The sequence below is a fragment of the Pontibacter sp. LHS2 genome (assembly GCF_058932845.1).
In genome coordinates this window covers 378,854-402,639 of sequence record NZ_JBZYWG010000001.1, presented here as the reverse complement: position 1 = coordinate 402,639, position 23,786 = coordinate 378,854, and the positions used below count along the sequence as shown (strand labels likewise).

Sequence of the window (23,786 nt, the reverse complement as noted above, 5' to 3'; positions counted from 1 at the left end):
TCAATTCAGGGCCTTTTTGTTTGACCATAATCGCTGCTTTACGTATAGCCCTATACCTATATTAAAAACATGCGAAAGAATACACTACCCTACCTCCTATTACCGCTATCTTTGGTAGCCATCATGGGAGCAGCTTGTCAGCAACAGACCGACGAGGAAAAGACCATTGCCAGCACACACCCGAAACTGGAAGAGCACCTGCAGCGCGACACCGTGCGCATGCCTATCACATCAGAAGAGAACCCGGAACTTTACCAGCGCTACCGCCTCCGTATGGAAGCCTACCAGAGCGATGAGGCGTTTCGGGTACAGGATACTTATCAGGGCCGCCTGGCCCCACTGGACGTAACAAGTCATGCCGATGCACAGCAATACCGTTCCGCACTGCAGGAAGGCTTGAAACAAGGTATAAACTTCGCCGGCAGGTATACTGTGGTGACGGTTGGCTGCGGCACCACTTGCCAGGAACATTACGTGGTGGATCGCCAGGACGGAAAAGTGCTCGATAAAGTACAAAGCAGCACCGGAGCACAATATCAGCCAGACAGCCGCATCTTCGTAGTGAATCCTCCGGACTCTTCTCTGAATTACATGGACTGCCCTTATTGTGAGCCGGAAGCGTATATCATAGAGCAGGGGAAATTAAGAAAGCTCCCCAAAGGGCAGTAATTTTATTAGCGGTGGTCAAAATGAAGAAGGTGATGTTATTTGGATTGGCTTGCTTTTGCGGGCTCTTTTTACTGGCCGGCTGCAGCGCTGCGCAAAGTAGCAAACCTCAAGCGCAGGAGTTGCCCATCCTGCATTTTCAAAAAACGCCCTGTCTTGGTATTTGCCCTTCCTACGAAGCCCTCCTTTATGCAAGCGGGCGTATCCGATACATTGGCTATGAACATGTGCCTGTTGTAGACACAGTTTACTTTGAGTTGCCAGACCAAAAACTTTCCGACATCAAGCAGGATATTGCCGGGCTCTCCTACAGTCAACTCCCAGACACTTACCTGACCAATTGGAGTGATATGCCGTCTACGATTACCACTTTTTACGAAAAAGACAAAGAAGTAAAGCGTGTTAAACATCAGGAAGGTGGACCGCAGTCCTTACTCAACTTCCAGGAGAAGGTGCATACACTCATTATGAACTTAGCTGAGGAAGAAGCTAAAAGGCGACTACCTGTGCGATAAATTCATTCCTCGGCAAGCTGGCACTTAGCTTCTGCAAAAATTAATACACATTTCTTTTCATCTGACTTTATCCATCTGGCATTTCATATTAATTGCCGTCTCTCCTCTTTATACCCATTATTAGCCTGCTGTATTGTAAAAACGCTAGGTTATTATATAGCTTATGAAAGTGTGCTATCTTAAGTAATTTATAACTAAGTGTCCATACGACCGTAAAAATATATAGAGGCTTCGAAGAGAACGGTATTTGAAAAGTAATATTTATATATAGTCCTACAATAAAAAATCAAATTATTTGCTTCATTTTTTATTAATTCATTTTGAACTATATTAAATAATAAGCAACAACTGATTTGATCAGGCTATCTTCTGTTGTCCATTCAGAATAATATGATGGCAGGAGGCTGTTTTAATCGAAGAATAAGGGAGAGCATTCTCCAAAAAGATAAATCCGGGTAGTGGAGACGCCCCGCCTTGCAAATGGCAAAAGAACTCCGATGTACAACTTAACACACACAAAAACTATGGAACGACAAACAGTAATAGGTATTTTTAAAGAAGGTATAGACGCACAGACCGCTGTTCAAAAGCTTGAAAGCACAACCCACATCGGCCGTGATAAGATAGATATAGCGAATCCCTCTAACCTATCTGCCAGACAAACAGGTAGTACGGCAAGAGATAAAGACAATGATAATGTAGGCGGTTTCTTCGGATCACTGTTTGGTGATAACGATGATGCCAACAAACATACACAGGCTGCTCGTAAAGGATGGGTAGTGACTGTACATGCCGATTCCAGACAGCAAGCAGAGAAAGCTGCGGAGTTGCTGGATTCATGTGGTGCAGTAGATGTAGACGAGCATGCGATGCAAGGTAATACACAAGCCGGTGCCGGTAGAACGCCACAAGGAACAGCCCAAACCGGTCGTAGTGACCAGACTATTCCGATCATGGAAGAGCGCATGAACGTAGGAAAACGCGAAGTGGAGCGTGGCGGTGTGCGCATGAGAAGCCGCATCGTGGAACGCCCGGTGGAAGAGCACCTGCGCTTGCGTGAAGAGCACGTAGATGTGGAACGCAATAAAGTAAACCGCCCAGCCACAGATCGCGACTTCCAGAACTTTAAGGAAGGTGAAATCAATATCACAGAGCGCGCCGAAGTGCCGGTGGTAAATAAAGAGGCTCGTGTAGTAGAAGAAGTTAAGATCAACAAACACACTGAACAACGCGACGAGACCGTGAGAGGTACTGTCCGTAAAACGGATGTGGATATTGATAAACTTGATAAAGATAAAGACAATGACCTTCGTAACCCAGGCAACAAACCTGGAAATCCTAGAAATATATAGGAAGAAGCTTTGTAGATAATGCAAGAGGCAGCCATGATGTGGCTGCCTCTTGTCATTTAACAATCAACTATCCCCTACCACACGCGTAATATTTGAAGTTGACAAGGGAAATTGCATCCCTGCTTATAACCACTATAGCCTTAAAGATGAGCAAGAAATCAGACAAACTTAAATCCGAATTTGATGAGAAGCTGCGCGACAGTCACGCAACCAGTCCTCAGGAGGAACAGGATATCCAGGATGAATATGGCCGAGATGAGCGCGAAAGTCTGGATGTTGACATAGCCTATGCCAAGACCATACCTGTTATTGAAGAGCAAGTACACATTGACAAGGAAGTGAGAGAAACCGGCCAGGTGCGCATCTCAAAGGACGTGCACCGGGAAGACGTATCGCTGGACTTGCCCATTATACATGAGGAAGCAGAAATTGAGCGGGTCGAAATAAACCAGTACGTTGATACACCTCCCCCGCCTGTTCGCTACGAAGGTGATAAGATGATCATCCCTGTACTGAAGGAAGTGCTTGTGGTAGAAAAGCGGATACTGGTAGTAGAAGAACTCCACATTACGAAGCATCGAACAGAAGAGCACACCAATCAGCAGGTAGAGCTGCGTCGAGAGGAAATTCGTGTGGAGCGCAAACAAAACAACGAGCCACGTGGCCCGCGTAGCGTTTAGAGTTGCAAGATGATACTGCATTCTAATACAAAATAAATAGTTCCACGCTTTGTTCTATTACAAGCGAACCCATTTTATAGCAGCGGCCCGACCAACCTGAAGGTAGTCGGGCCGCTGCATTATAAGCCACCAAAAACGGCGAATTGCCGCTTCTACCCGCCTTCTATATCGCATTATCTGAATGTGGATAACCCCCAGAATCGTGGATAAAAATATAGGCTCTTCCCCCGTGGAACATCATAGGTTCTTGTCAAAAATCAGTATCTTTGTAAAAGTTCTATACCCCAAACGGGCTAACAGATTAAAATCGGCACACTATGGAAATAACGTATTACGGACAATCCTGCTTTCTTTTCAAAATCGGTGAGCACCGCATACTTTTCGATCCGTTCATCTCTCCTAACGAGCTAGCCAAGGATATTGACGTGGATAGCATTAAGGCAGATTACATTCTGTTGTCGCACGGTCATCAGGACCATGTGCATGATGCGGAACGCATTGCCAAGAACAACGATGCTACGATTATAGCTACATTTGAGATTGCAAGCTGGTATGGTGAGAAAGGTATAGAGAAATCACACCCGATGAATACAGGTGGCAAAGTAACCCTGCCATTCGGAACCGTGAAAATGGTGAATGCCGTGCATTCCAGTTCCCTGCCTGATGGCACGTATGCTGGCTTAGCTGCGGGATTTGTAGTAGAAACAGAGAATCAGACATTTTATTTTGCCGGCGATACGGCCCTTACTTACGACATGAAGCTGATCCCGGAGCAGTTTGACCTGGATTTTGCGCTGTTGCCGATCGGCGACAACTTCACCATGGACATCCACGATGCCCTGGTAGCAGCTGACTTTGTGCAGGTAGACAAGGTGATCGGCATGCATTACGATACCTTCCCTTATATCCAGATCGATCATGAGGAAGTGAAGGAAGTGGCCCAGATGGCCGGCAAAGAACTAATATTGATGGAGATAGGTCAGACAATAAACCTATAATTTTTAGATGGGAAAAATAATAGCGGTTGCAAACCAAAAAGGTGGAGTAGGCAAGACCACCACAGCCATTAATCTGGCTGCGAGCCTGGCAGCCCTCGAGTATAAGACATTGCTGGTTGATGCTGATCCGCAGGCTAACGCCACTTCGGGACTCGGTTTCGATCCGGCCAGTATTACCACCAGCATTTATGAATGCATGGTGGAGGACGTTACCATTCAGGACATCATCCTGAATTCACCAAACATCGAGTTCCTGGACCTGATCCCGTCGCACATCGACCTGGTGGGCGCTGAGGTGGAGATGATCAACGTACCGAATCGGGAGGAGAAGATGCGCGAAGCACTGGCTCCACTGAAAGAGGTATACGATTTCATCATCATCGACTGCTCTCCATCGCTGGGCTTGATCACCGTAAACTCGCTCACTGCGGCAGACTCGGTGATTATACCGGTGCAGTGTGAGTATTTCGCTTTGGAAGGTTTGGGCAAACTCCTGAACACGATCAAGATCATTCAGTCTCGACTGAATACGGAACTGGCTATTGAAGGCATCCTACTGACCATGTATGATGTGCGCCTGCGTCTGAGTAACCAGGTGGTGGAAGAAGTGAAAACCCACTTCCAGCAGATGGTGTTCGATACGATCATACCTAGAAATGTGAAGTTGAGCGAGTCTCCGAGCTTTGGTATACCTGCCCTGCTGCACGATGCGGAGAGCAAGGGTGCTATGAGCTATCTGAACCTCGCCCGTGAGATTGCAGAGAAGAACAGCGTTACGCTGGCGAAATAACATTACGATTACATGTCCGATAACAAGAAACAAGCAGCAGTACGCAAAGGCGGTCTCGGCCGGGGCCTTGGCTCTCTTCTGGAGGGTAACAAATACACCGGTAAAACAGCCGAATCTACCACCATTAACGAAGTCAATACCATCGCAGATATAGCTATTGAATACATCCAGACGAACCCTTACCAGCCCCGCACGCATTTTGATCAGACGGCGCTGGAGGAACTGGCTGAGTCTATCCGCATACAGGGCATCATTCAGCCCATCACAGTTCGTCAGCTTGACCAGCAAAGCTACCAGCTGATATCTGGTGAGCGTCGTTATCAGGCCGCCAAAATGGCTGGCCTGACGACTATACCTGCTTACATCCGAAAGGCAGACGACCAGCAGATGCTGGAGATGGCCCTGATTGAGAACATTCAGCGTGAAAACCTGAATGCGATCGAGATTGCCCTCTCCTATCAGCGACTGCTCACGGAGTGCAGCCTGAAGCAGGAAGAGCTAGGTGACCGTGTGGGCAAGAAACGTACGACCGTTACTAACTACCTGCGTCTGCTTAAGTTACCGCCCGATATTCAGATCGCCCTGCGCGACAATGTGATCAGCATGGGCCACGCAAGAGCCCTGATCAACATCGACACGATTGACAAGCAATTGGAGATCTTCCGTAAGGTTGTAGCTGATGAATTGTCAGTACGAAAGGTGGAAGAACTTGTGCGTAATGTGCAGAATGCCAGCAAGAAACCCGATCCGCAACAAAAGTTGGTTTTCAGTAAGTATGAAGACGAGCTGAAGGGAGTGGAGAAAAAGCTTTCTTCACAATTTGGCACGAAAATTCTGGTGAAGGCCAACAACGAGGGCAAAGGCGAGATTAAGATCCCATTTGTATCCGTTGACGAACTAAACCGTATTTTAGAGATTCTGAACTATTAAGCAAACAGCATGAGGTTAGCGCCTGGATTAGCTTTATTTGTGGTATTACTTGTTACTCATTTGCTGCCATCACATGCTAGTGCGCAAGTTGTCACATCCGGACCAGACTCGGTTTTGGTGCTAACTTCCGAAGCTGACACAACCCAGCAAAAGCAGTTTTTCCTGAGTGGCTTCAAAAACCTGGGACATCCTGGACGCGCTGCTGTTTTCTCGGCCATCCTACCCGGAGCAGGTCAGGTATACAACGGTGCCTGGTGGAAAGTACCCATTATTTATGCCACCGGCGGAGTACTAGGCTTTTTAATCGTTGACAACAATAACAAGTATCAGGATTTCCGTACAGCGCTGAACATACGCACCAGCCGGAGTGACAATTTTATTGAGGTATACGATGCCTATTATTTCCATACAGCTTATGGTGTAGGCAATCAAAGAGGCACACAGAACCTGCGATACAGCCGCGACTATCACCGCCGCAACCGTGACTTATCCATTATTGTCTCAGTACTGGCTTACGGCATGCAAATTGCGGAAGCTTATGTGCACGGGCATTTACGCGAGTTCGACGTGAGCGACAATTTGAGTATGCGCGTGCAGCCAGATGTTTTCCGTACACCTGCCACCAATGGCTTTACGCCCGGACTTACCCTTACATTATATACCCGAACTAAATGAGAATCCTATTGATAGGCTATGGCAAGATGGGTAAAACCATTGAGCAGATGGCCCTTGCCAAAGGTCACCAGATAGCTGGTACCATTGACCATACCAACGCTGAAACACTGAGCAGTTACACCCCTGAGAACACGGACGTAGCCATTGAGTTTACACATCCAGAAGCCGCTTTTGGCAACATCTCTTACTGCCTATCACACGGTATTCCTGTGGTGTCTGGTTCCACAGGCTGGCTGGACAGGTATAGCGAAGCCGTGCAATTGTGCCAGGAAAACAACGGCGCTTTCTTCTATGCCTCTAATTATAGCGTGGGTGTTAATTTGTTTTTCCATTTTAACGAATATATTGCCAGTAAAATGCAGGCTTATCAGGAGTACAGTGTCTCTATTCGGGAGATACACCACCTTCAGAAGGTCGACAAGCCGAGCGGTACAGGTATCACCACCGCCGAAGGCATACTGGCCAGCTTCCCTGACCTGCAAGGCTGGGCTGCTGACGATGATTCAGATAAGTCAAAGCTGAATATTATTTCAGAGCGTGAGCCGGATGTGGTAGGTACCCACATTGTAACTTACGAGTCGGAGGTAGACAAAATAGAACTGGGCCACATTGCCCATAGCCGTGCCGGCTTTGCCGAAGGCGCCTTGATGGCAGCGGAGTGGCTCAAAGACCGTGAAGGTGTGTACGGCATGAAAGACATGCTCAACCTGTAGAAACAAAACACTTTATAGATGAAAGTAAAGTTTTGGGAAAAGAAGCCCGCTAACAAGGCCCCTAAAAAGAAAAAGAGCTTTGCTCGTGAATGGGGCGATGCCATTCTGTTTGCTGTGGTGGCGGCCAGTTTGATCCGCTGGGCTACTTTTGAGGCCTATACCATCCCGACTCCTTCTATGGAGAAGTCGCTGCTGGTAGGAGACTTCCTGTTTGTGAGCAAGCTGCACTACGGCCCGCGAACCCCAATCACGCCACTGCAGGTGCCGCTTACGCACCAAACTATCTGGGGAACGAACATCCCCTCCTACTCCGACGCCATTCAGTTGAACTCATACCGCTTGCCTGGCTTCTCGGAAGTGCAGCGCAATGACGTGGTCGTATTCAACTACCCTCCAGAAGAGCATCACCCGGCTGACTTGCGCACCAACTACATCAAGCGTTGCATCGCCATTGCTGGTGACTCTATTGAGATCCGTAACATGCAAGTTTTCATCAATGGAAAAGCAGCTGAGAACCCGGGTAAAATGCAGTATAAGTACTTTCTTTCTACAGATCAGCGCCTTGCCGAGAAGTTCTTTCTGGAGCGTGACATTACGGACGTAATCCAATGGCAGGGAGGTTACATTGTAGATACTTCTCCTGAGAAAGCAGAAGCCCTTGCCCAGCTTGATTTCATCAAAGAAGCTACTTTGTTAATGGACGAAGCCGGTAAAGGCGATGCAGAAGTATTCCCGCATGTGCCGAGCAAGTACGAGTGGAACAAGGATAACTTCGGTCCCCTTTACATCCCTAAAGAAGGCGTTACTGTAGCTATTACACCGGAGACACTCCCTTTCTATGAAAAAGTGATCACCAGTTACGAGCGCAACGAGAACGCTGAGGTTCGTGACGGCAAGCTGTTCATTGACGGTACGGAGGCGACTTCCTATACCTTCAAGCAGGACTATTATTTCATGATGGGCGACAACCGTCATAACTCTCTGGACTCCCGCTACTGGGGTTTTGTTCCGGCCGATCACATTGTTGGCAAAGCTGTTATGATCTGGATGTCTACCGACCCTTACGGCAGCTTTCTCAGCAAGATCAGATGGAACCGACTGTTTAAGACGATCGAGTAAGGTATAGGTATGCAAGATGAAACCGCCAGTTCTGAGAAGAGCTGGCGGTTTTTTGTTTTAGGGTATAGTGAGAGGACGCAAATATTGTATATTTGGTATAATGATGCTTTAGACTTTAGGCCTGACCAACTCTACAAATTGGACAGATAAAAGGATTAAGTACGCCTACTAGCAGGCAATTACAGCAAGTCCAACTCATCAGCAGCTTATTCCATCTACTTTACTAGTATGGAAGAATTCTGGGAATCAAGTTTTTGGGACAAACAAGCCATGTGGGGATTTGAGCCTACAGACTCTGCCATTTCTGCTCTTACATATTTTCAGCAGCACAACTTAAAGAATATCTTAACTCCTGGATTCGGTTACGGTAGAAACGCCAAGGTATTTACAGGCCAATGCATGGATGTAACGGGTATTGAGATATCTGAAACAGCCATTGCGATAGCTAAAAGTCACATTGGAGAAAGTATACAGGTATAACACGGTTCTGTCTGTCGCCTATTGAGTGTAAAATAGAAGTTGGAGATCCTGTTAGAGGAAAAATCAAACAGCGGTGGCAAGTGGTCATTACGACAGAAGATGAAGCATGGCGACTCTGCATAATATGACTAGCACGGTCAGATAGATTACTCAGAGGTGCTTGGAAGTGTTAAAATTTTGAAGAAAAAGTAAATTTTGTTTAAATCGCACGTCATTGCTCAACCCAACCTTTACAATCTAAATGAAACCATGAAAAAAAGCCTGTTACCCTATCTGCTTCACTTCATCCTTCCCTTTCTCACTTTAGCCTGTACTCAAAAGATGACGACCAACGCCAGCAAACCCCAAACCGGACAGCAGGTTATTGAAGCCATGTACCGCCACTGGGAAAACAAGTGGTATCCCAACTTCGCCTTTGATCAGCGAGCGATCTTCTATAAAGACGACCAGGTGAGTCGTGAAGAGATTTGGCAGGAAATCTACAGTTACCCAGCCAATCTGCACATCCGCTTCGATGGTTTTGAGACCGGCAATGGTGTGATCTATAACCAGGACACCGTGTATACCTTCAAGGGGGGGCAGCTGGTGAACAAGCAATACTCTATTCACCCACTTGTGTTGCTCAGCTTCGATGTGTACTTCTACGACCCTGCCACGACCATCATCAAGGCACAGGAGTTGAATTTTGACCTGAGCCAGTTTACGGAAGCCTCCTGGCAGGGTCGCGATGCTTATGTGGTAGGCACAACCGATCCGAATGATCAAAGCCGCAACCAGTTTTGGGTAGACAAAGAGAACCTCTACGTCGTGCGCATCTTAACGAACAGCAAAGGTGTTGCTCGCGATGTGGAGATGAACAACTACCAGGAAATCGATGGAAATATGGTGGCAACCGAAATTGTCTTCAAAAATAACGGTCAGCTGTTTCTGCGTGAAGAGTATTTTAACATTTCCTTTCCTGAAAAAGTAGACCCTAGCTGGTTTGATCCGGCGCAATTCATGACTGCGAACTGGAAACAATAGATTATATAACGTGAACCGAAGATATGGGGCGTCATTGTTCGCAATCAAGTAAGTAGGGGCTTTAGGCCCCTATTTTATTTATACCTTAATGTCATTTCGACTCTAGGGAGAAATCTGGAGTATGAGCATTAAAGTCCACCCAGATCTCTCCTATCGTCGAGATGACAATGTGTGGTTTACCAATCAATCGGTTCTTTCCCCTGCGCCTTCAGGTATTCGTTAGCTTTGCTGAAGTGGCGGCTGCCGAAGAAGCCGCGGTCGGCAGCGAAGGGTGACGGGTGGGCTGCTTTGAGCACCAGATGTTTGCGTTCGTCAATAAAAGCTCCCTTTTTCTGCGCATAGGCACCCCACAGCATAAACACAACTCCCTCCTTTAGATCATTTACTTTACTTACAACTGCATCTGTAAACTCCTCCCATCCCTTCTTTTGGTGAGAACCTGCATCACTGGCACGCACAGTCAAGGTGGCATTTAGCAATAAAACACCCTGCTCAGCCCAGCGCTCAAGATTTCCGGTAGTCGGTAAGTCTTTGCCGAGATCGCTTTTAATTTCCTTGAAGATGTTGACCAATGAAGGAGGTATCCGAATCCCGTCTTTCACAGAAAAAGCCAATCCGTTTGCCTGATCAGGACCGTGGTAAGGGTCCTGACCTAAAATAACTACCTTTACCTGATCAAAGGGGCATCGCTCGAAAGCATTGAAAATCTGGTTACCGGGCGGGTAAACTTTTTGAGAGGTGTACTCGTCTTTAACAAAAGACACGAGGTTTTTGAAATATGGTTTTTCAAATTCTTCTTGCAGGATTTTTTGCCAGCTTTCTTCTATCTTTACATTCATGATAGTCTGTAGGGTATCGGGTTTGCTTGGTAATAGGTATCAGGGGCCGGGGGCTATACCTGAAACAGATTATAATTATACAAAAAACTCTGTAACATGGATACAAAAACTACAGAAGGTGTAAAAGTAACGGTTACGACCAATTACCTTCCTGACTACTCCAGCCCGGTACAGCAGCACTTCGTATTTGCTTATAAGATCAGCATAGAGAATAACAGTGAGTTTACGGTGAAGCTTTTGCGGCGCCACTGGTACATCCACGACGCAACAGGTACGATGCGTGAAGTAGAGGGCGAAGGTGTGGTAGGACAGCAGCCCGTACTGGAGCCAGGCGAGTCGCATGAATACGTGTCAGGCTGTAACCTGAAGACAGGTATGGGCAAAATGCGCGGTACTTACCTCATGGAACGCATGGTTGACGGCAAGCAATTCCATGTGACCATCCCTGAATTTTCGCTGATCGTGCCTTATAAGTTAAATTAATTGCCAGTCGCTATTTCGAATTATTAAATTGTTGCTTCTTCTATACCTGAATTAATTTGTTTCATTGTTAATTCGGCTATACCTTTAAATTTGTAGTTTCTGTCAATCAGTGGTCATCACTACAAGATTGCTCACATACAGAAACAAGAATTTAACCACCAACAATTTAACAATTCAACCATTGCTCCCCTTTCACCTTGCGGCCAATTACCTGCTTTACCGCCTCAGGGCTTTTAAGCTGCATGGAGTCCACTCCCCTTTCGTATTTGATCTCTATCAAAGCGTCATTCTGCATGACGGCAACTTTTATGCTTACCCGCTTATAGAGGAATTGCGCGATTCCCTGCTACTTGAGGAACGAACTATACCTGTCACTGACTTTGGAGCGGGTCCTAAAGCGGGTCTTAAAAAAAACCGCCAGATCAGTTACATTGCGCGTACCTCGGCGAAGCCCACTAAATACGCCCAACTGCTTTTCCGGCTGGTAGCACATTTACAGCCACAAACCATCTTCGATTTGGGAACCTCTCTTGGCATCACAACTTCGTACCTGGCCATGGGGAACAAGAAAGCTGATGTGTATTCCTTCGAAGGATGCCCCACTATAGCAGCAGAAGCCAGAGCCAATTTCGAAAAGCTGAGCCTGCAGCACGTACAGCAGGTCATCGGTAACCTGGATGATACGCTTCAGGAGCAACTGCAGCAGATCGATCGGTTAGACTTTGTATTCTTTGATGGGAATCACCGGTATGAACCTACCATGCGCTATTTTGAAGCCTGCCTGAGCAAGCATCACGAGCACAGTGTATTTGTTGTGGATGATCTGTATTGGTCAGCCGGCATGAAACGTGCCTGGCAGGAAATCAAACAGCACCCGCAGGTATGCCAAACACTCGACTTGTTTTATGTTGGTCTGGTGTTCTTTCGCAAAACCCAGCCAAAAGAGCATTTTACCCTACTCTACTAAGCATTCTCTTGCACGACTTGCGCCTGCCAGCCACCATATACCCCGTTAAACTCATCTGCCAGCTGCCATAATCCAAGCGTCGTCGTATGGATTTCTTCTTCTGTTACGACCTGCACTTTCGCTATGATAATGCTGTAATGAACTTCAGATTCATGTTGGCTAGTCCCTTCCTGCACCAAGGTATAGCCAGTCTCCTCTATTGCGCTTTTAAATGCCGCACGATCAGTTTCCTTTGAGAAGCTAATAAAATGCGATACCGGGCGTGGAATGTGGTGTTCATCACCCTGCTCCTCCATCATGCGCAGAATTCGGCTATTCTTGATGCTTTGCATATCAGCTGGCTCCGGAAAGAGGAAATCCAGGTATAGACCCCAGCCAGCATCCTCGAGATTGTTGGTAGCAAAGGTATAGTCAGGAAATTGCTGCATCACATTCGTCGCAATCACCTCTGGCAAAGCTTCCTGTCCGCTATAAAAGTAAAAGCTGCGCTTACCTTCGTGCAACAGCTTACCTACAAATACTGCCTGCAACGAGTTCTGAAATTCCTGCACTAGTGCTTCCTCTATCGCCTCGAGCTGCTCCCATTCTGCCTCATCGGCGGGGAAACCGTCGGCATCAGGTTGCTGCAACGCCACTACCAGTTCAAATGCCCGGTGCTTGTCAGGTATAGGGGCCATTTCTTCAAAAGCCAGATCAACACTCACGCAGGCGGGGCGCTCGTTGATGTCGCAAAAATAAACTTCCCACTCAGGGGTATGGGCAGGTATGGTCATAGGTATAATTTGAAAGAAATAAGGAGAGCACCAACCGTGGTCAATGCTCTCCTTTCATACGTTGAACGGTTACTTAGCGAATAGCCTGGCGAATACGAACCAGCTTCTGAAGCAGGTCTTCCAGTTGGTCAAGCGGCAGCATGTTGGCTCCATCCGATTTCGCTATCGATGGTTGTGGATGCGTTTCGATGAACAAGCCGTCTGCCCCAACAGCAATAGCGGCTTTGGCAATGGTCTCAATCAGGGCTGGTTTACCGCCTGTAACACCAGAGCTTTGATTCGGCTGCTGCAGCGAGTGCGTCACGTCCATCACCACCGGAGCACCGGTCGTTTGCATTTCAGGCAGGTTACGGAAATCAACTACCATATCAGAGTAGCCAAAGCTGTTGCCACGGTCAGTCAAAATTACTTTGTCGTTACCGGACTCGCGTACTTTATCCACTGCAAAGCGCATCGCCTCACCTGACAAAAACTGTCCTTTTTTGATATTTACCACTTTGCCTGTATTGGCAGCCGCTACTAACAGGTCTGTCTGACGGCACAGGAAAGCCGGAATCTGCAGCACGTCCACATATTCAGCAGCCATGGCTGCCTCATCACTCTCGTGAATGTCGGTAACGGTAGGTATATCAAATGTCTGGCTAACTTTCTGGAGTATGCGAAGCGCTTTTTCATCGCCTATACCTGTAAATGAATCCAGGCGGGAGCGATTGGCTTTGCGGTAAGAACCCTTGAAGATCAGAGGAATCTCCAGTTTATTTGTAATGGATACCAGTCGCTCCGCAATCTGCAGGGCCATCTCCTCGCCTTCAATAGCGCAAGGTCCAGCCATCAGAAAGAAGTTGTCAGCGCCAGTATGTTTTAGTTTCGGTATTTCGAACATGATTAATTGCTTAATTTATACCTTTCGGTCTGCAAATTTAGTCAGATACAGGGGAATTAGGAAATGAGTGAGTGATTGAGTGAATTGGTGATTGTCTGAATCAGGATTTACAGGATTAAAGGATTAACAGGATTCTCAATATCTATTGCTCTACTAAATCAGTCCTGAAATTTTAAAATCCTGCAAATTTTTGGGATAGTGGCCCGATTTATTGATTCAGACAACGTACACCTGTGCAGGATAGAACAAGCAGCGTTTCGTCACTATATTCTCACCCCTAGACTTTAAACCTGCCTGATTTTTTTAGTCTCTAATTTTTTAACTTTCTAACTTCCTCAACTCCATAAACAGCTCCCTCCCCTGCCTTGGTGGGATGGAATTGTAGGCAGTCTCAAAGTGCAGAAAATCGAAGTAGGGTTCGAAATAGCGGCGGTACTCTTCACGGCTGCCGCCAAACGGTGGACCCGTGTGCTCGAATGTGGTATCGAAAAGCAGGCCGACAAGTTTCCCTCCTGGTACAAGCAGATTGGCGCATTGCCGTGCATAGTCTGGGCGCAAGGCTGGATCGATCGCGCAGAAGAAAGTTTGTTCCACGATCAGGCCGTACTTGCTATCGTGTTCAAAAAAGTCTTCAAGCAACAGTTGGTCCTTAGGAAAGTCAGGTACACGCACCGAAAAGCGCCGCAAGGGGGCTTCGGCAACATCGGCTACAAAAGTATGCTCAAAGCCCTTCCGGTACAGATATTCTGCCTCATAGGCATTGCCGCAGCCTGGAACCAGTATACGTTGGCCCGTGTTAGGCATCTGATCAAAATAATCGCGGAGCGGCGGCGTTATAGCCCCGACATCCCAACCCGTCTGACCCAGTTGGTAGCGGTTTTGCCAGTAGTCGGCATTAAATTCTTGTTTCATCTTGTATGATAATAGCGCAAAAGTCTTAAATTTGAAACTTGCATACGCACCATTCCAGGCAGCAAAAGCTTAAAATATGAGTACCCTGGAAAATAACGACACCCAAAAAGAACATCAGCCCATGAACCCTTCTGAAAAGAGAAGCAACCGCAAACTCCTGATTAGTGGCCTCCTTGTCATCCTGATCAGCATTAACGGCATCCTGCTTTACATGAATTATCAGAAAAAAGAGAAAAATGAGGAGCAGGCCGAGGTGATCCGTGTGAAAGATAAGGAACTGGAGAACCAGATAAAAGTTTACGAAGCCCTGAAAGCTGATTTTGAGCGACAGAGCCAGGAGCTACAGGCGATGGGTCTCGAAAATGACTCGCTGGAGGCACAGATCGCTTCTATTTCTTCTGACCTGAACGAACTACGTGGCTTCCGTAAAAGCAGCTACAGCCTGGCCGACCAGCGCCGCTTCCGTGATCGTGCACAAGCTTTTGAGCAGCAACTGAAACAGAAAGACCAGGAAATCGCTACGCTCAAGCAGGATAATGAAGTGCTCTTCACAGAGAACACAACCCTTAAAACGACTCAAAACCGCCTGAGCGACAGTCTCACTACCATGAAAACCACCAACGAAAACCTGGCGGAGAAGGTAAAGGTGGCTTCCAGACTTGAAGCACAGCGCATGAATGTTTTTGCGGTTAACAAGCGTGGCAAAGAGCTGGATGATAAAAACAACGAGTTCAGAATAAGAAACGTGGAAAAGATCCGCGTGTCCTTTAACCTGGGCAAAAACGACGTAGCACCACGTGAGCCAAAGACGATTTATATGCGTCTGATCGAGCCGGATGGCGCTGCCTTGTATAACCTGTCTACTGGCTCAGGTTCTTTCGAGATCGATGGCCAGGACATGTACTACACTGCCAAGCGTGACATTGTGTTTGATAACACGCAGCAGCAGGTAAGCTTTGTGTACAACAAGAACGCAGAGTATAAGAAAGGTCAGCATACGATCGAGCTGTATGCCGATGGCTTCCTGATCGGATCAACTAACTTCGTGTTGAAATAGCATAACCCTAAAGTCTGAGAGCCCCGTCCTACAGGATGGGGCTTTTTTTGTGCTCATCTATCTGCCAGGTATAGGTATAGCCATAAAAAAAACCCTATCCTGAGGAAAGGGTTTTAGTCCATCGTTCACATGAAATTCTCTAACGCAGGCGTTAGAATTTAATCAACAAGAAAAATATTTACTCCACTAGCATGCTGCTGCGGTGTTGTATTACTTTAAAACTCTCCACCATCTTCACGGACTCGTGTACGTCCTCTGTGAAAATAGCCACGAAAGAGCCCTGTTCTGCATTTTCCAGCGCATATGCAATAGCTCGCATTTCCTCGGGTATCACTTTCACCTGCTTGTGCGGCGCTACGTCTTCTATACCTTGCATCATCGGTAAGGTGATCTCTTCAGGCGTCTTGCCACGCAGGTCATTATCCAAACGGATGATGATCTCGTCAAAAATCTCCCCTGCCACACGACCCATTTCATAAAAATCCTGAGTTCTGCGGTCGCCAACACCAGCTATAATGCCAATCTTGCGCGTCACATCCAGGTCTTCCATAAAGCCGCCGATGGCCTTCAGCCCGCCTACATTGTGTGCGTAGTCCACCAGCACCTCAAAGTTCGGGAACTGAAACAGGTTCATGCGACCCGGTGTCTTATCAGGTGAAGGTATAAAGGTGCGCAGGGCACGTTTAATGTCTTCTATGTCAAAGTGCGATACATAGCCGGCTAATGCGGCAGCCAGTATGTTCTCTATGTTAAACTTGGCTCTTCCTCCAAAGGTCAGCGGTACATCCGCCACACGATCTATCCGAATCTTATAGCTGTTCTTAAAGATCGAGATATACCCATTCTCAAAAACAGCGGCCAATCCGCCTTTGGCAATGTGCTTGAGTATGCGCGGGTTGTTCTCGTCCATACTAAAGAAAGCCACCTTACACTTCAGTCCATCGGCCATGGCGTACACCAGGTCATCATCCGCGTTCAGAATGGCGTACCCGTCCTTGCTCACACTTTTAGGGATCACGGACTTCACATTAGCCAGGTCTTCCAGCGTGTGAATATCACGCAGGCCCAGGTGGTCAGAGCTCACATTGGTCACAATGCCGATGTCGCACTGATCAAAGCCAAGTCCGGAGCGTAACAAACCGCCACGGGCGCACTCCAGCACTGCAAAGTTCACAGTCGGATCTTTAAGCACAAACTGTGCACTGTATGATCCCGTTGTGTCGCCTTTCTCGAGCAGTTTGTCCTGTATGTAGATACCTTCGGTGGTCGTATACCCTACCTGATAACCTTTGCTCTTGACCATATGCGCGATCAGGCGCGTTGTAGTCGTCTTCCCGTTAGTACCTGACACAGCCACAATCGGGATGCGGGCCGGCTTGGTATGCGGGAAAAGCATGTCCACGACCGGTTCGGCTACGTTGCGCGGCAATCCGTAGGTTGGCGAAATGTGCATCCTGAAGCCAGGCGCTGCATTTACTTCCAGCACAGCGCCACCAGCTTCGTTGAGCGGAATGGCGATGTCGGTTGTCATGACGTCAATGCCGCAGATATCCAGGCCTACCAGACCAGCAATGCGCTCAGCCATCAGGATGTTGTAAGGATCTACTAGATCAGTAACGTCAGTTGCAGTGCCTCCAGTACTTATGTTAGCCGTACTTTTTAGGTATAGCACCTCCCCTTCAGGCAGAACCGACTGACTAGTAAGCTCTTTGGCCTTTAAAATATTTTTGGTGTGCTGATCAATTTTAATGCGGGTCAGGGCTTTCTCATGGCCCACTCCTCTTCTCGGGTCTTTATTCTCACGGTCCACCAGCTGCTTAATCGTGGAGACACCATCACCGGTCACCATGGCCGGCGTGCGCATGGCGGCGGCTACAAATTTCTTGTTGATCACCAGTAGTCTGAAGTCGAAGCCCTGGATGTAGCGTTCTACGATCACCCCCTCCGAGTATTTCTGGGCAGAAGCCAGCCCTTTAAGGGCGTCCCTCCAGTTGGTGATGTTAATGGTGGCGCCTTTGCCATGGTTTCCGTCGAGCGGTTTAAGCACCAATGGGTAACCCAGTCGTTCAACGGCGCGCTTCAGTTCTTCCTGATCATACACGGTAGTGCCTTTAGGCACAGGTATACCGGCTTCGTCGAGTAGCTCCTTGGTAGCGTTTTTGTCGCCGGCTATCTCTACTGCGAAGCAGGCCGTACCGCAGGTCATAGTAGCCTGTATGCGCTTCTGGTTTACACCGTATCCCAGTTGTATGAGCGAGTGTCGGTTAAGGCGGATATAAGGTATACCGCGGCTCTGCGCCTCCGACACGATGGAATACGTGCTAGGTCCAAAGTATTCGTCTTCACGAATCTGGTGCAGCCGTTCAATATCTTCATCGAGGTTGTATTTCTCTCCTTTGATCAGCGCTTCTGTGATGCGAAGGGCAGCGTGTGCGGCGTACTCTCCGGCACGCTCTTCCTGATAAGAGAAGATGACAAAGTGTGTCCCCTGCTCGTGGGCCATGTAGCAACGGCCGTAGCCGCTCTCCATACCTGCCATTGTTTGCAATTCCAAAGCGATGTGCTGCAGCACGTGTCCAAAAGTAGTACCCTCTTCCACGGTCTTGAAAAAACCGCCTGCTACACCTTCGGTAGCGCGGTGTTTATACATGTCGGGGAAAAGGCGCTTAAGTCGGTCAGCAAAGCCTGAAACTTCATGTGTGAGGGTATCAGCCAGTTCTTCCAGGTCCAGCTTCAGAACTATGATTTTAGGATGCTCAACAGACCAGTAGTTTGGTCCGCGCATGATGCGCAAGTCTGTAATCTTCATGGGAATGGGTAAGCAGCTTGTATTGCCTGTCAGATAAAATGTAGGTGTTGAAAGTTATAGCAACCATAAAATTGCTTGCTTGCAATACGTCATACTCTGACAAAGGATATAGCGGCTTTTGAAAAATTAGTGTGCTTTAATGGAAGCTATTCGGAATTAGCTACTTAGGCATAGGAAGGTGCTTAAGCGAGGTTGGGAAGTTTAGTTGGAGGCTCTGGAAACGATTGTCATCCTCTTATCCCCTTCTTTGTCGAGGGCCCCTACCGCCAAGGGGGACTTGAGTCATTACCAGCTCACAGGTATAGGCATCGTCGCTTATGTTACAGTCCAGACAGGTAAAACAAGACATCCTTGCCCTTGAGCAATGAAACAGATCACCTTAGCCAGGTGCACTGAAATGACACTCCACTGTTTGAGCGGTCAGCGAGTGGGGGTAGGGGCCCTCGATTTGGAGGGTCTTGACTTTTTTGCCTACTTTTTGTGTCAAGACAAAAAGTAGGGCCCGCCCGGCCAGGGCAAGCTATGAAATAGTATCATTTGCTATATCTGCAACAGCTGCAGCTATAGTACTACATGCCCGCCGCACAGGCGAAGCTATGAAACAAGTCAGTTTGCTATACCTAGACACCTCAACACCAGCAATAAACTGACTTAAGAAGTAAAAGGGCAAAAAAAAATCGCCCGGTCAGGTATATAGACCGGGCGATTAAGAAGAGGTAACGAGCGGATTCGAACCGCTGTAGCAGCTTTTGCAGAGCTGAGCCTAGCCACTCGGCCACGTTACCCTGATTGGAGTGCAAATATAAGCAGAGAAGTATGCTTGTCAAACAATCAGGCCATATTTTTTAAACGCCTACAGGTATAGCGTTCATAATAAGCCTCTTATTTTTCGGCAGACTATCGTCAATTCTATTTAGGAAGCGGAGCTCCTACAGGTATAGCGCAGTCGTGACCTGGTTGGCCATGCGGCGGGTTAGTGCCAGCTGCCACAGATCCGGATACTGGTGGTTGGAAAGCAGGTTGCGGTGCAGTCAGTCTAGGCTGTGCAGGCAAATCAAGCGGTGCGCCTACTTCGATGTCGCAGCGGTGACCTGGCTGGCCATGCTCGGGGTTCAACGCCACAGTGCCCGCTGGTGCGGCCGCAGCAGCGTTACTGCCAGTTGGCGCAGTCGTCGACTGACCAGTTGCCGTGTTGGCTTTCTTATTGTCTTCTGAGCAAGCGCTAAAACCAATCAGGGCAGCAGCCAGCAGTATGTTAACGGTAGTTTTCATGCAATGATTTGATAAGGTGTGCGGCCTTCTGACCCTACCATCCTCTTGGCAGACCAGGGCGCTTTTTTTACAACCGACAAGCTACCAAAAAGGTGCCGCAAAACCAAAATCCTTCCGACAAACGCCCGGTTCCGCTTGTTCAAAAACTCATCCCACCAGCTATAACTTTATCACTCCTTTCAGGGTATATTCAGGAAAACCGCTATGCACCTCCGGCTACATCCGAAACTTCGTAGCTATGCTGTCGTACCCAAGCTTGTTTAGACAGTTTGCATAGTCATTACCCTTTACAATAACACATTATAAATCCTGGCTGTATCAGCCAGGCAGCGGTGCAGAGGGAAGCAGGCATTCGCCTATACCTTCTGTTCTGTTTTTGATTATCAATATGAACAGACTTCTATTCCTTGATGCATTAAGGGGCATTGCCGCACTCTCTGTGGCCCTTTTCCATTATACTTCCGTGTACCGCAGCCTTTACGGGCACCGCTTCTCCCCTGTCTTCGACTTCGACTACGGCTTGTTTGGTGTAGAGCTTTTCTTTATGATCAGCGGCTTTGTAATCTTCTTCAGCTTCGACAGGATCAAGAGCGGGAGTGAGTTTCTGTTTAACCGTGGTATCCGGCTATACCCTACCTACTGGTTTTGCATGCTCACAACATTTGTAGTCGTACAGTCATTTGGTCTGCCAGGCTTTGAGACTACCTTCACAGATATGCTCGTGAACCTGACCATGTTCCAGAAGTTGGCCCGTGTACCGGATGTGGATGGGGTGTACTGGTCGCTTTTTTCGGAATGGATGTTTTATTTGATGATGCTCGGTCTGTTCCTGACCAATAACCTGAAGCGTATTTTGTGGGTGGGTCCGGTATGGGTGCTACTGAGCCTGGTGCACAAGTATGGCGTTAGCTTTGGTCCTGTCGGTGCCATCCTGAACCTATACCACGGCGTATTCTTCTATGCGGGCATCCTCTTTTATCTGCTCATGAAGCAGCCCGAAAAGAGAAATATTATCTTCGGCCATCTACTTTTCTGTATCGCGATGATCGTAGCCCTATACCTGCCAGAGGGACTACCGCATACCCTGGTGGTAATTTCCTTCTTTGCTGTCTTTTACCTGGGCTTGATCGGAAAGATGGATTTCCTGGTAAATAAGGCACTTTTGTTCTTGGGGAGTATTTCCTATGCGCTATACCTGATCCACCAGTTTGTCGGCTATGTGATCATCAATGAAACCCGGCACCTGTTCGGCGATAGTTTACTGGTGATTGTTCCGCCGCTGGTTATTTCACTTACAGCTGCCTGGCTGATCACAACTTATGTTGAAAAGCCGGTCGTGAACAGGCTCAAAACCTGGTACAAACAGCGCAACGGCGCCCCTATACAGTCAGAAAAGAAAGTACCTGTCAGCGGTTTTGCCAAGCCAGAAGCGGCTGCTCCCGGCAAATAGAGTTAATCAGGTCAGGGCTAGCTTCGTATAGGCCATTGCTATCTCGGCTCCCAGTTTCGCATTATGCTTGATCAGGGCAATGTTGGCTTCAAGACTGTCCCCATGGCTATGCTCAGCGATGTACTTTAAGAGAAATGGTGTGACGGCTTTGCCTTTTATATGCTGCTGCGCGGCGGCATGCAGAGCTTGTGTGATATACCATTCCATTTCTGGGGCCGGCACCTCAAACTTTTCAGGTATAGGATTAGCTATTAAGACTGCCCCTTCTAAACCCAAATCCCACTTTGTGCGCAACAGATTGGCAATCTCCTGCGCATTATCCAGTCGCAAAGGGGTGTCAAAGCCACTCTGCCGGGAATAAAAGCTTGGGAACGCATCCTGTCCGAAAGTTACGACCGGTATACCCTTCGTTTCGAGGTACTCCAGCGTTAGCCCGATATCCAGGATTGACTTAACGCCCGCTGATACGACCGCTACCGAGGTATGCCCCATCTCAGTCAAGTCGGCTGAAATGTCCATGGTTGTCTCGGCACCCCGATGCACGCCTCCTATCCCACCGGTTACAAACACCCTTATACCTGCCATGGATGCAATACGCATAGTAGCAGCCACCGTAGTCGCGCCATTCAGTTGCTGGCTAATGACATAAGGCATATCCACCAGACTCACCTTCCAGACATCATTAGCCTGGCCGAGCTGCTCTATCTGTTCTTTGGTTAATCCCACACAGCATTTGCCCTTCAGTATAGCGATAGTGGCAGGTATAGCGCCTGTCTCTCTAACCACTGCTTCAACCTCCAGGGCCGTCTGCACATTCTGTGGGTACGGCATGCCGTGGGCGATGATGGTGGACTCCAGCGCTACAATTGGCCTGCCTTGCGCCAAGGCCTGCTGCACGTCGGGGTGTATTTGAAGGTATGGGTTCATTATGAGTTAGGTTTCATTTGCTGTGTTTGCCGAAGAGTGGGAAATTACGCTTTTAAGTTTATCTTTTATGTTCATAAATAAGCTGTACCACCCCAGATCGAAACCTATTTACCTCTTTCAGATCAAGGTTTATTCTTTCTTTCAAGTCTTGAAAAAGGGGCTTGCCTGCTCCTAAAACGGTAGGATGCACGGAAATCCGGTAAATATCGATCAACCCATGCTGTATAAAAGTCGTGATAAGCTTGGCGCCTCCATACAGCCAGATGTCTTTGCCGTCCTGCTTTTTGATTTCCGCAATTTTATCTGGTATGCCAGAGGTGATAAAAGTAGCTTTGTTGTCCTGCAGTTCTTGGCCAGTGAAGACGACTTTCTCTTTAGAATGTACAGCCGTCCATATAGCTTTTTCGGAATCGCTTGCAGTAGAATCTGGTTGGTAGTTTCCCCACATCTCATAACTCACCCGACCATACAGTATCATGTCTATACCTGCGAGGAAACCCTGGAAGTCCATGTCATCGTCTAGAATGCACCAATCTACTTCTCCATTTGGGCCTTCAATGTAGCCATCAAGGGTTATGGCCAGGTCAAGGATTACTTTTCGCATGGGGGAGCTAATTTATAGTATGGGATCTATCTTAAACAAATGGTATGCACCTATCAGAGCAAGAGCGCCCTACATTGAAAATAACGCAGAACGTGCTTGTGCAGCCGAAGCCCGAAGCTAAGCGAGGGTTAAGGCTGAACTTTGTTGTGTGACTTTATTCTTCAAATTTCTCTATTTCTTCTGTTTTTCTGGACCACCAGGTAGTTGTATCAGCGTCACAGAAAAAGCCTTCAATTTGAAATCTCTCTTTTAACTCTTCTATAACTTCTCTTCCCGAACAGATAAATGAAACGCGCAAGTCAAATGGAGAAGTAAACAAAATTTTCCTATCTGTTGGATAGATATTGCTGGTGTTCCATAAGTTACTACTATCTGTATGTATGTCATATACTTCTTCTTCATCAAACTCAGGAAATTCTGCACCATTTTTAAGTTCGTTATACCCAAAGTGTTTCAGAGAGCTTTTTATAGTGTCTACCTGAAAGGGAGAAAAGAAGTCTTCATAGGGATGTAGAAGCTCCAGTTCATCCGTGATTGCTTCAAGCTTTATCTTGTTTTCTATGAAGTCAGGTTTCAGGGTCAAGCCGTCGTCAATTTCCCAGTATTCAGCAAAGCCACCTTTTTCTTTCACTTCCTGCCATTTGACTGGCTCACATTCGTTCTGTATGAGTTCATGCCATTTACTTCTCTCTTCATTGATTCTATCAAGGTTGTATTCAGAGTTTGGCTTGAACCTAAAGAATGGTTTAAACATCAGGAATACTGTTTCATAACAATCACCCCAATAATCATAAACCTTCACATTGTATGACGGTGAAGTTAAAGCTCTATAATCTTTAAGTGGTTTCTTCATGCTTATAATGACACAC

At 47.4% G+C, this 23,786-nt stretch carries 25 protein-coding genes and 1 tRNA gene; 16 read left to right on the top strand and 10 right to left on the bottom strand.

Features of this window, described 5'->3' with window-relative positions:
• The first annotated feature begins 69 nt into the window (after positions 1–69).
• From AC5FX6_RS01715 to AC5FX6_RS01660, 12 genes are all read left to right on the top strand, one after another.
• Positions 70–669: a hypothetical protein gene (locus AC5FX6_RS01715; RefSeq protein WP_493595297.1), complete on the top strand. Its 600-nt coding sequence runs from the start codon at positions 70–72 to the stop codon at positions 667–669.
• 20 nt (positions 670–689) lie between these two features.
• Complete coding sequence (locus AC5FX6_RS01710) at positions 690–1,181, top strand: DUF6438 domain-containing protein (RefSeq protein WP_493595296.1); 492 nt, start codon at positions 690–692, stop codon at positions 1,179–1,181.
• Between the two features lie 524 nt (positions 1,182–1,705).
• Positions 1,706–2,533 (top strand): YsnF/AvaK domain-containing protein, encoded by an 828-nt coding sequence (locus tag AC5FX6_RS01705; protein WP_493595295.1) that lies wholly within the window; start codon positions 1,706–1,708, stop codon positions 2,531–2,533.
• A gap of 146 nt (positions 2,534–2,679) precedes the next feature.
• The gene (locus AC5FX6_RS01700) at positions 2,680–3,213 is read left to right on the top strand and encodes a YsnF/AvaK domain-containing protein (RefSeq protein ID WP_493595294.1); all 534 of its coding nucleotides are present in this window, start codon (positions 2,680–2,682) and stop codon (positions 3,211–3,213) included.
• Between the two features lie 317 nt (positions 3,214–3,530).
• Positions 3,531–4,211: a metal-dependent hydrolase gene (locus tag AC5FX6_RS01695; protein ID WP_493595293.1), complete on the top strand. Its 681-nt coding sequence runs from the start codon at positions 3,531–3,533 to the stop codon at positions 4,209–4,211.
• A gap of 7 nt (positions 4,212–4,218) precedes the next feature.
• Entirely contained in the window at positions 4,219–5,001 is a 783-nt protein-coding gene (locus AC5FX6_RS01690; protein ID WP_493595292.1) for a ParA family protein, read from the top strand.
• A gap of 12 nt (positions 5,002–5,013) precedes the next feature.
• On the top strand, positions 5,014–5,931 hold the full coding sequence (locus AC5FX6_RS01685) for a ParB/RepB/Spo0J family partition protein (protein WP_493595291.1): 918 nt from the start codon (positions 5,014–5,016) through the stop codon (positions 5,929–5,931).
• Between the two features lie 9 nt (positions 5,932–5,940).
• Complete coding sequence (locus AC5FX6_RS01680; protein WP_493595290.1) at positions 5,941–6,606, top strand: DUF5683 domain-containing protein; 666 nt, start codon at positions 5,941–5,943, stop codon at positions 6,604–6,606.
• Positions 6,603–7,319: a 4-hydroxy-tetrahydrodipicolinate reductase gene (gene dapB / locus AC5FX6_RS01675; protein WP_493595289.1), complete on the top strand. Its 717-nt coding sequence runs from the start codon at positions 6,603–6,605 to the stop codon at positions 7,317–7,319. The genes AC5FX6_RS01680 and dapB overlap by 4 nt, the downstream gene beginning before the upstream one ends.
• Before the next feature lie 18 nt (positions 7,320–7,337).
• A complete protein-coding gene (gene lepB / locus AC5FX6_RS01670) occupies positions 7,338–8,438 on the top strand; it encodes a signal peptidase I (RefSeq protein WP_493595288.1) in 1,101 nt (366 codons plus the stop codon).
• 228 nt (positions 8,439–8,666) lie between these two features.
• Complete coding sequence (locus AC5FX6_RS01665; RefSeq protein WP_493595287.1) at positions 8,667–8,918, top strand: methyltransferase domain-containing protein; 252 nt, start codon at positions 8,667–8,669, stop codon at positions 8,916–8,918.
• Positions 8,919–9,167: 249 nt separating this feature from the next.
• Positions 9,168–9,941 carry a LolA-like protein gene (locus tag AC5FX6_RS01660; protein WP_493595286.1) on the top strand — a complete coding sequence of 258 codons (774 nt, stop codon included), beginning with the start codon at positions 9,168–9,170 and terminating at the stop codon, positions 9,939–9,941.
• A 176-nt stretch (positions 9,942–10,117) separates the two neighbouring features.
• Here AC5FX6_RS01660 and ung read toward each other — a convergent pair whose 3' ends face one another.
• On the bottom strand, positions 10,118–10,780 hold the full coding sequence (ung, locus tag AC5FX6_RS01655; protein ID WP_493595285.1) for a uracil-DNA glycosylase: 663 nt from the start codon (positions 10,778–10,780) through the stop codon (positions 10,118–10,120).
• Between the two features lie 96 nt (positions 10,781–10,876).
• On the opposite strand from ung, the gene apaG reads away from it, so the two are divergent.
• On the top strand, positions 10,877–11,263 hold the full coding sequence (gene apaG / locus AC5FX6_RS01650) for a Co2+/Mg2+ efflux facilitator ApaG/CorD (protein WP_007654728.1): 387 nt from the start codon (positions 10,877–10,879) through the stop codon (positions 11,261–11,263).
• 181 nt (positions 11,264–11,444) lie between these two features.
• On the top strand, positions 11,445–12,230 hold the full coding sequence (locus AC5FX6_RS01645) for an O-methyltransferase (RefSeq protein ID WP_493595284.1): 786 nt from the start codon (positions 11,445–11,447) through the stop codon (positions 12,228–12,230).
• On the opposite strand, the gene AC5FX6_RS01640 is transcribed toward AC5FX6_RS01645, so the two are convergent.
• From AC5FX6_RS01640 to AC5FX6_RS01630, 3 genes are all read right to left on the bottom strand, one after another.
• Positions 12,227–13,003 carry a DUF695 domain-containing protein gene (locus tag AC5FX6_RS01640; protein WP_493595283.1) on the bottom strand — a complete coding sequence of 259 codons (777 nt, stop codon included), beginning with the start codon at positions 13,001–13,003 and terminating at the stop codon, positions 12,227–12,229. The genes AC5FX6_RS01645 and AC5FX6_RS01640 overlap by 4 nt on opposite strands.
• Before the next feature lie 73 nt (positions 13,004–13,076).
• Positions 13,077–13,886 (bottom strand): 3-deoxy-8-phosphooctulonate synthase, encoded by an 810-nt coding sequence (gene kdsA, locus AC5FX6_RS01635; protein ID WP_493595282.1) that lies wholly within the window; start codon positions 13,884–13,886, stop codon positions 13,077–13,079.
• A 318-nt stretch (positions 13,887–14,204) separates the two neighbouring features.
• Entirely contained in the window at positions 14,205–14,798 is a 594-nt protein-coding gene (locus AC5FX6_RS01630) for a class I SAM-dependent methyltransferase (protein ID WP_493595281.1), read from the bottom strand.
• 76 nt (positions 14,799–14,874) lie between these two features.
• Here AC5FX6_RS01630 and AC5FX6_RS01625 point away from each other — a divergent pair, with 76 nt between their 5' ends.
• Positions 14,875–15,855: a DUF8428 domain-containing protein gene (locus AC5FX6_RS01625; RefSeq protein ID WP_493595280.1), complete on the top strand. Its 981-nt coding sequence runs from the start codon at positions 14,875–14,877 to the stop codon at positions 15,853–15,855.
• A 178-nt stretch (positions 15,856–16,033) separates the two neighbouring features.
• On the opposite strand, the gene cphA is transcribed toward AC5FX6_RS01625, so the two are convergent.
• The 3 genes from cphA to AC5FX6_RS01610 form a co-directional block, all read right to left on the bottom strand.
• Positions 16,034–18,664, bottom strand: a complete 2,631-nt coding sequence (cphA, locus tag AC5FX6_RS01620) for a cyanophycin synthetase (RefSeq protein WP_493595279.1) — start codon at positions 18,662–18,664, stop codon at positions 16,034–16,036.
• A gap of 714 nt (positions 18,665–19,378) precedes the next feature.
• A tRNA-Cys gene (locus AC5FX6_RS01615) sits at positions 19,379–19,449 on the bottom strand.
• A 124-nt stretch (positions 19,450–19,573) separates the two neighbouring features.
• Positions 19,574–19,936, bottom strand: coding sequence for a hypothetical protein (locus tag AC5FX6_RS01610; RefSeq protein ID WP_493595278.1), 363 nt, complete (start codon positions 19,934–19,936; stop codon positions 19,574–19,576).
• 388 nt (positions 19,937–20,324) lie between these two features.
• Between AC5FX6_RS01610 and AC5FX6_RS01605 the strand changes: the two genes are divergently transcribed.
• Positions 20,325–21,386 (top strand): acyltransferase family protein, encoded by a 1,062-nt coding sequence (locus AC5FX6_RS01605; RefSeq protein WP_493595277.1) that lies wholly within the window; start codon positions 20,325–20,327, stop codon positions 21,384–21,386.
• 6 nt (positions 21,387–21,392) lie between these two features.
• On the opposite strand, the gene AC5FX6_RS01600 is transcribed toward AC5FX6_RS01605, so the two are convergent.
• The 3 genes from AC5FX6_RS01600 to AC5FX6_RS01590 all read right to left on the bottom strand — a co-directional run bounded on the left by AC5FX6_RS01600 (position 21,393) and on the right by AC5FX6_RS01590 (position 23,770).
• A complete protein-coding gene (locus AC5FX6_RS01600; protein WP_493595276.1) occupies positions 21,393–22,313 on the bottom strand; it encodes a pseudouridine-5'-phosphate glycosidase in 921 nt (306 codons plus the stop codon).
• 58 nt (positions 22,314–22,371) lie between these two features.
• Positions 22,372–22,917 carry a dihydrofolate reductase family protein gene (locus AC5FX6_RS01595; RefSeq protein ID WP_493595275.1) on the bottom strand — a complete coding sequence of 182 codons (546 nt, stop codon included), beginning with the start codon at positions 22,915–22,917 and terminating at the stop codon, positions 22,372–22,374.
• Positions 22,918–23,071: 154 nt separating this feature from the next.
• Positions 23,072–23,770: a DUF2711 family protein gene (locus AC5FX6_RS01590; RefSeq protein WP_493595274.1), complete on the bottom strand. Its 699-nt coding sequence runs from the start codon at positions 23,768–23,770 to the stop codon at positions 23,072–23,074.
• Positions 23,771–23,786: the final 16 nt, after the last annotated feature.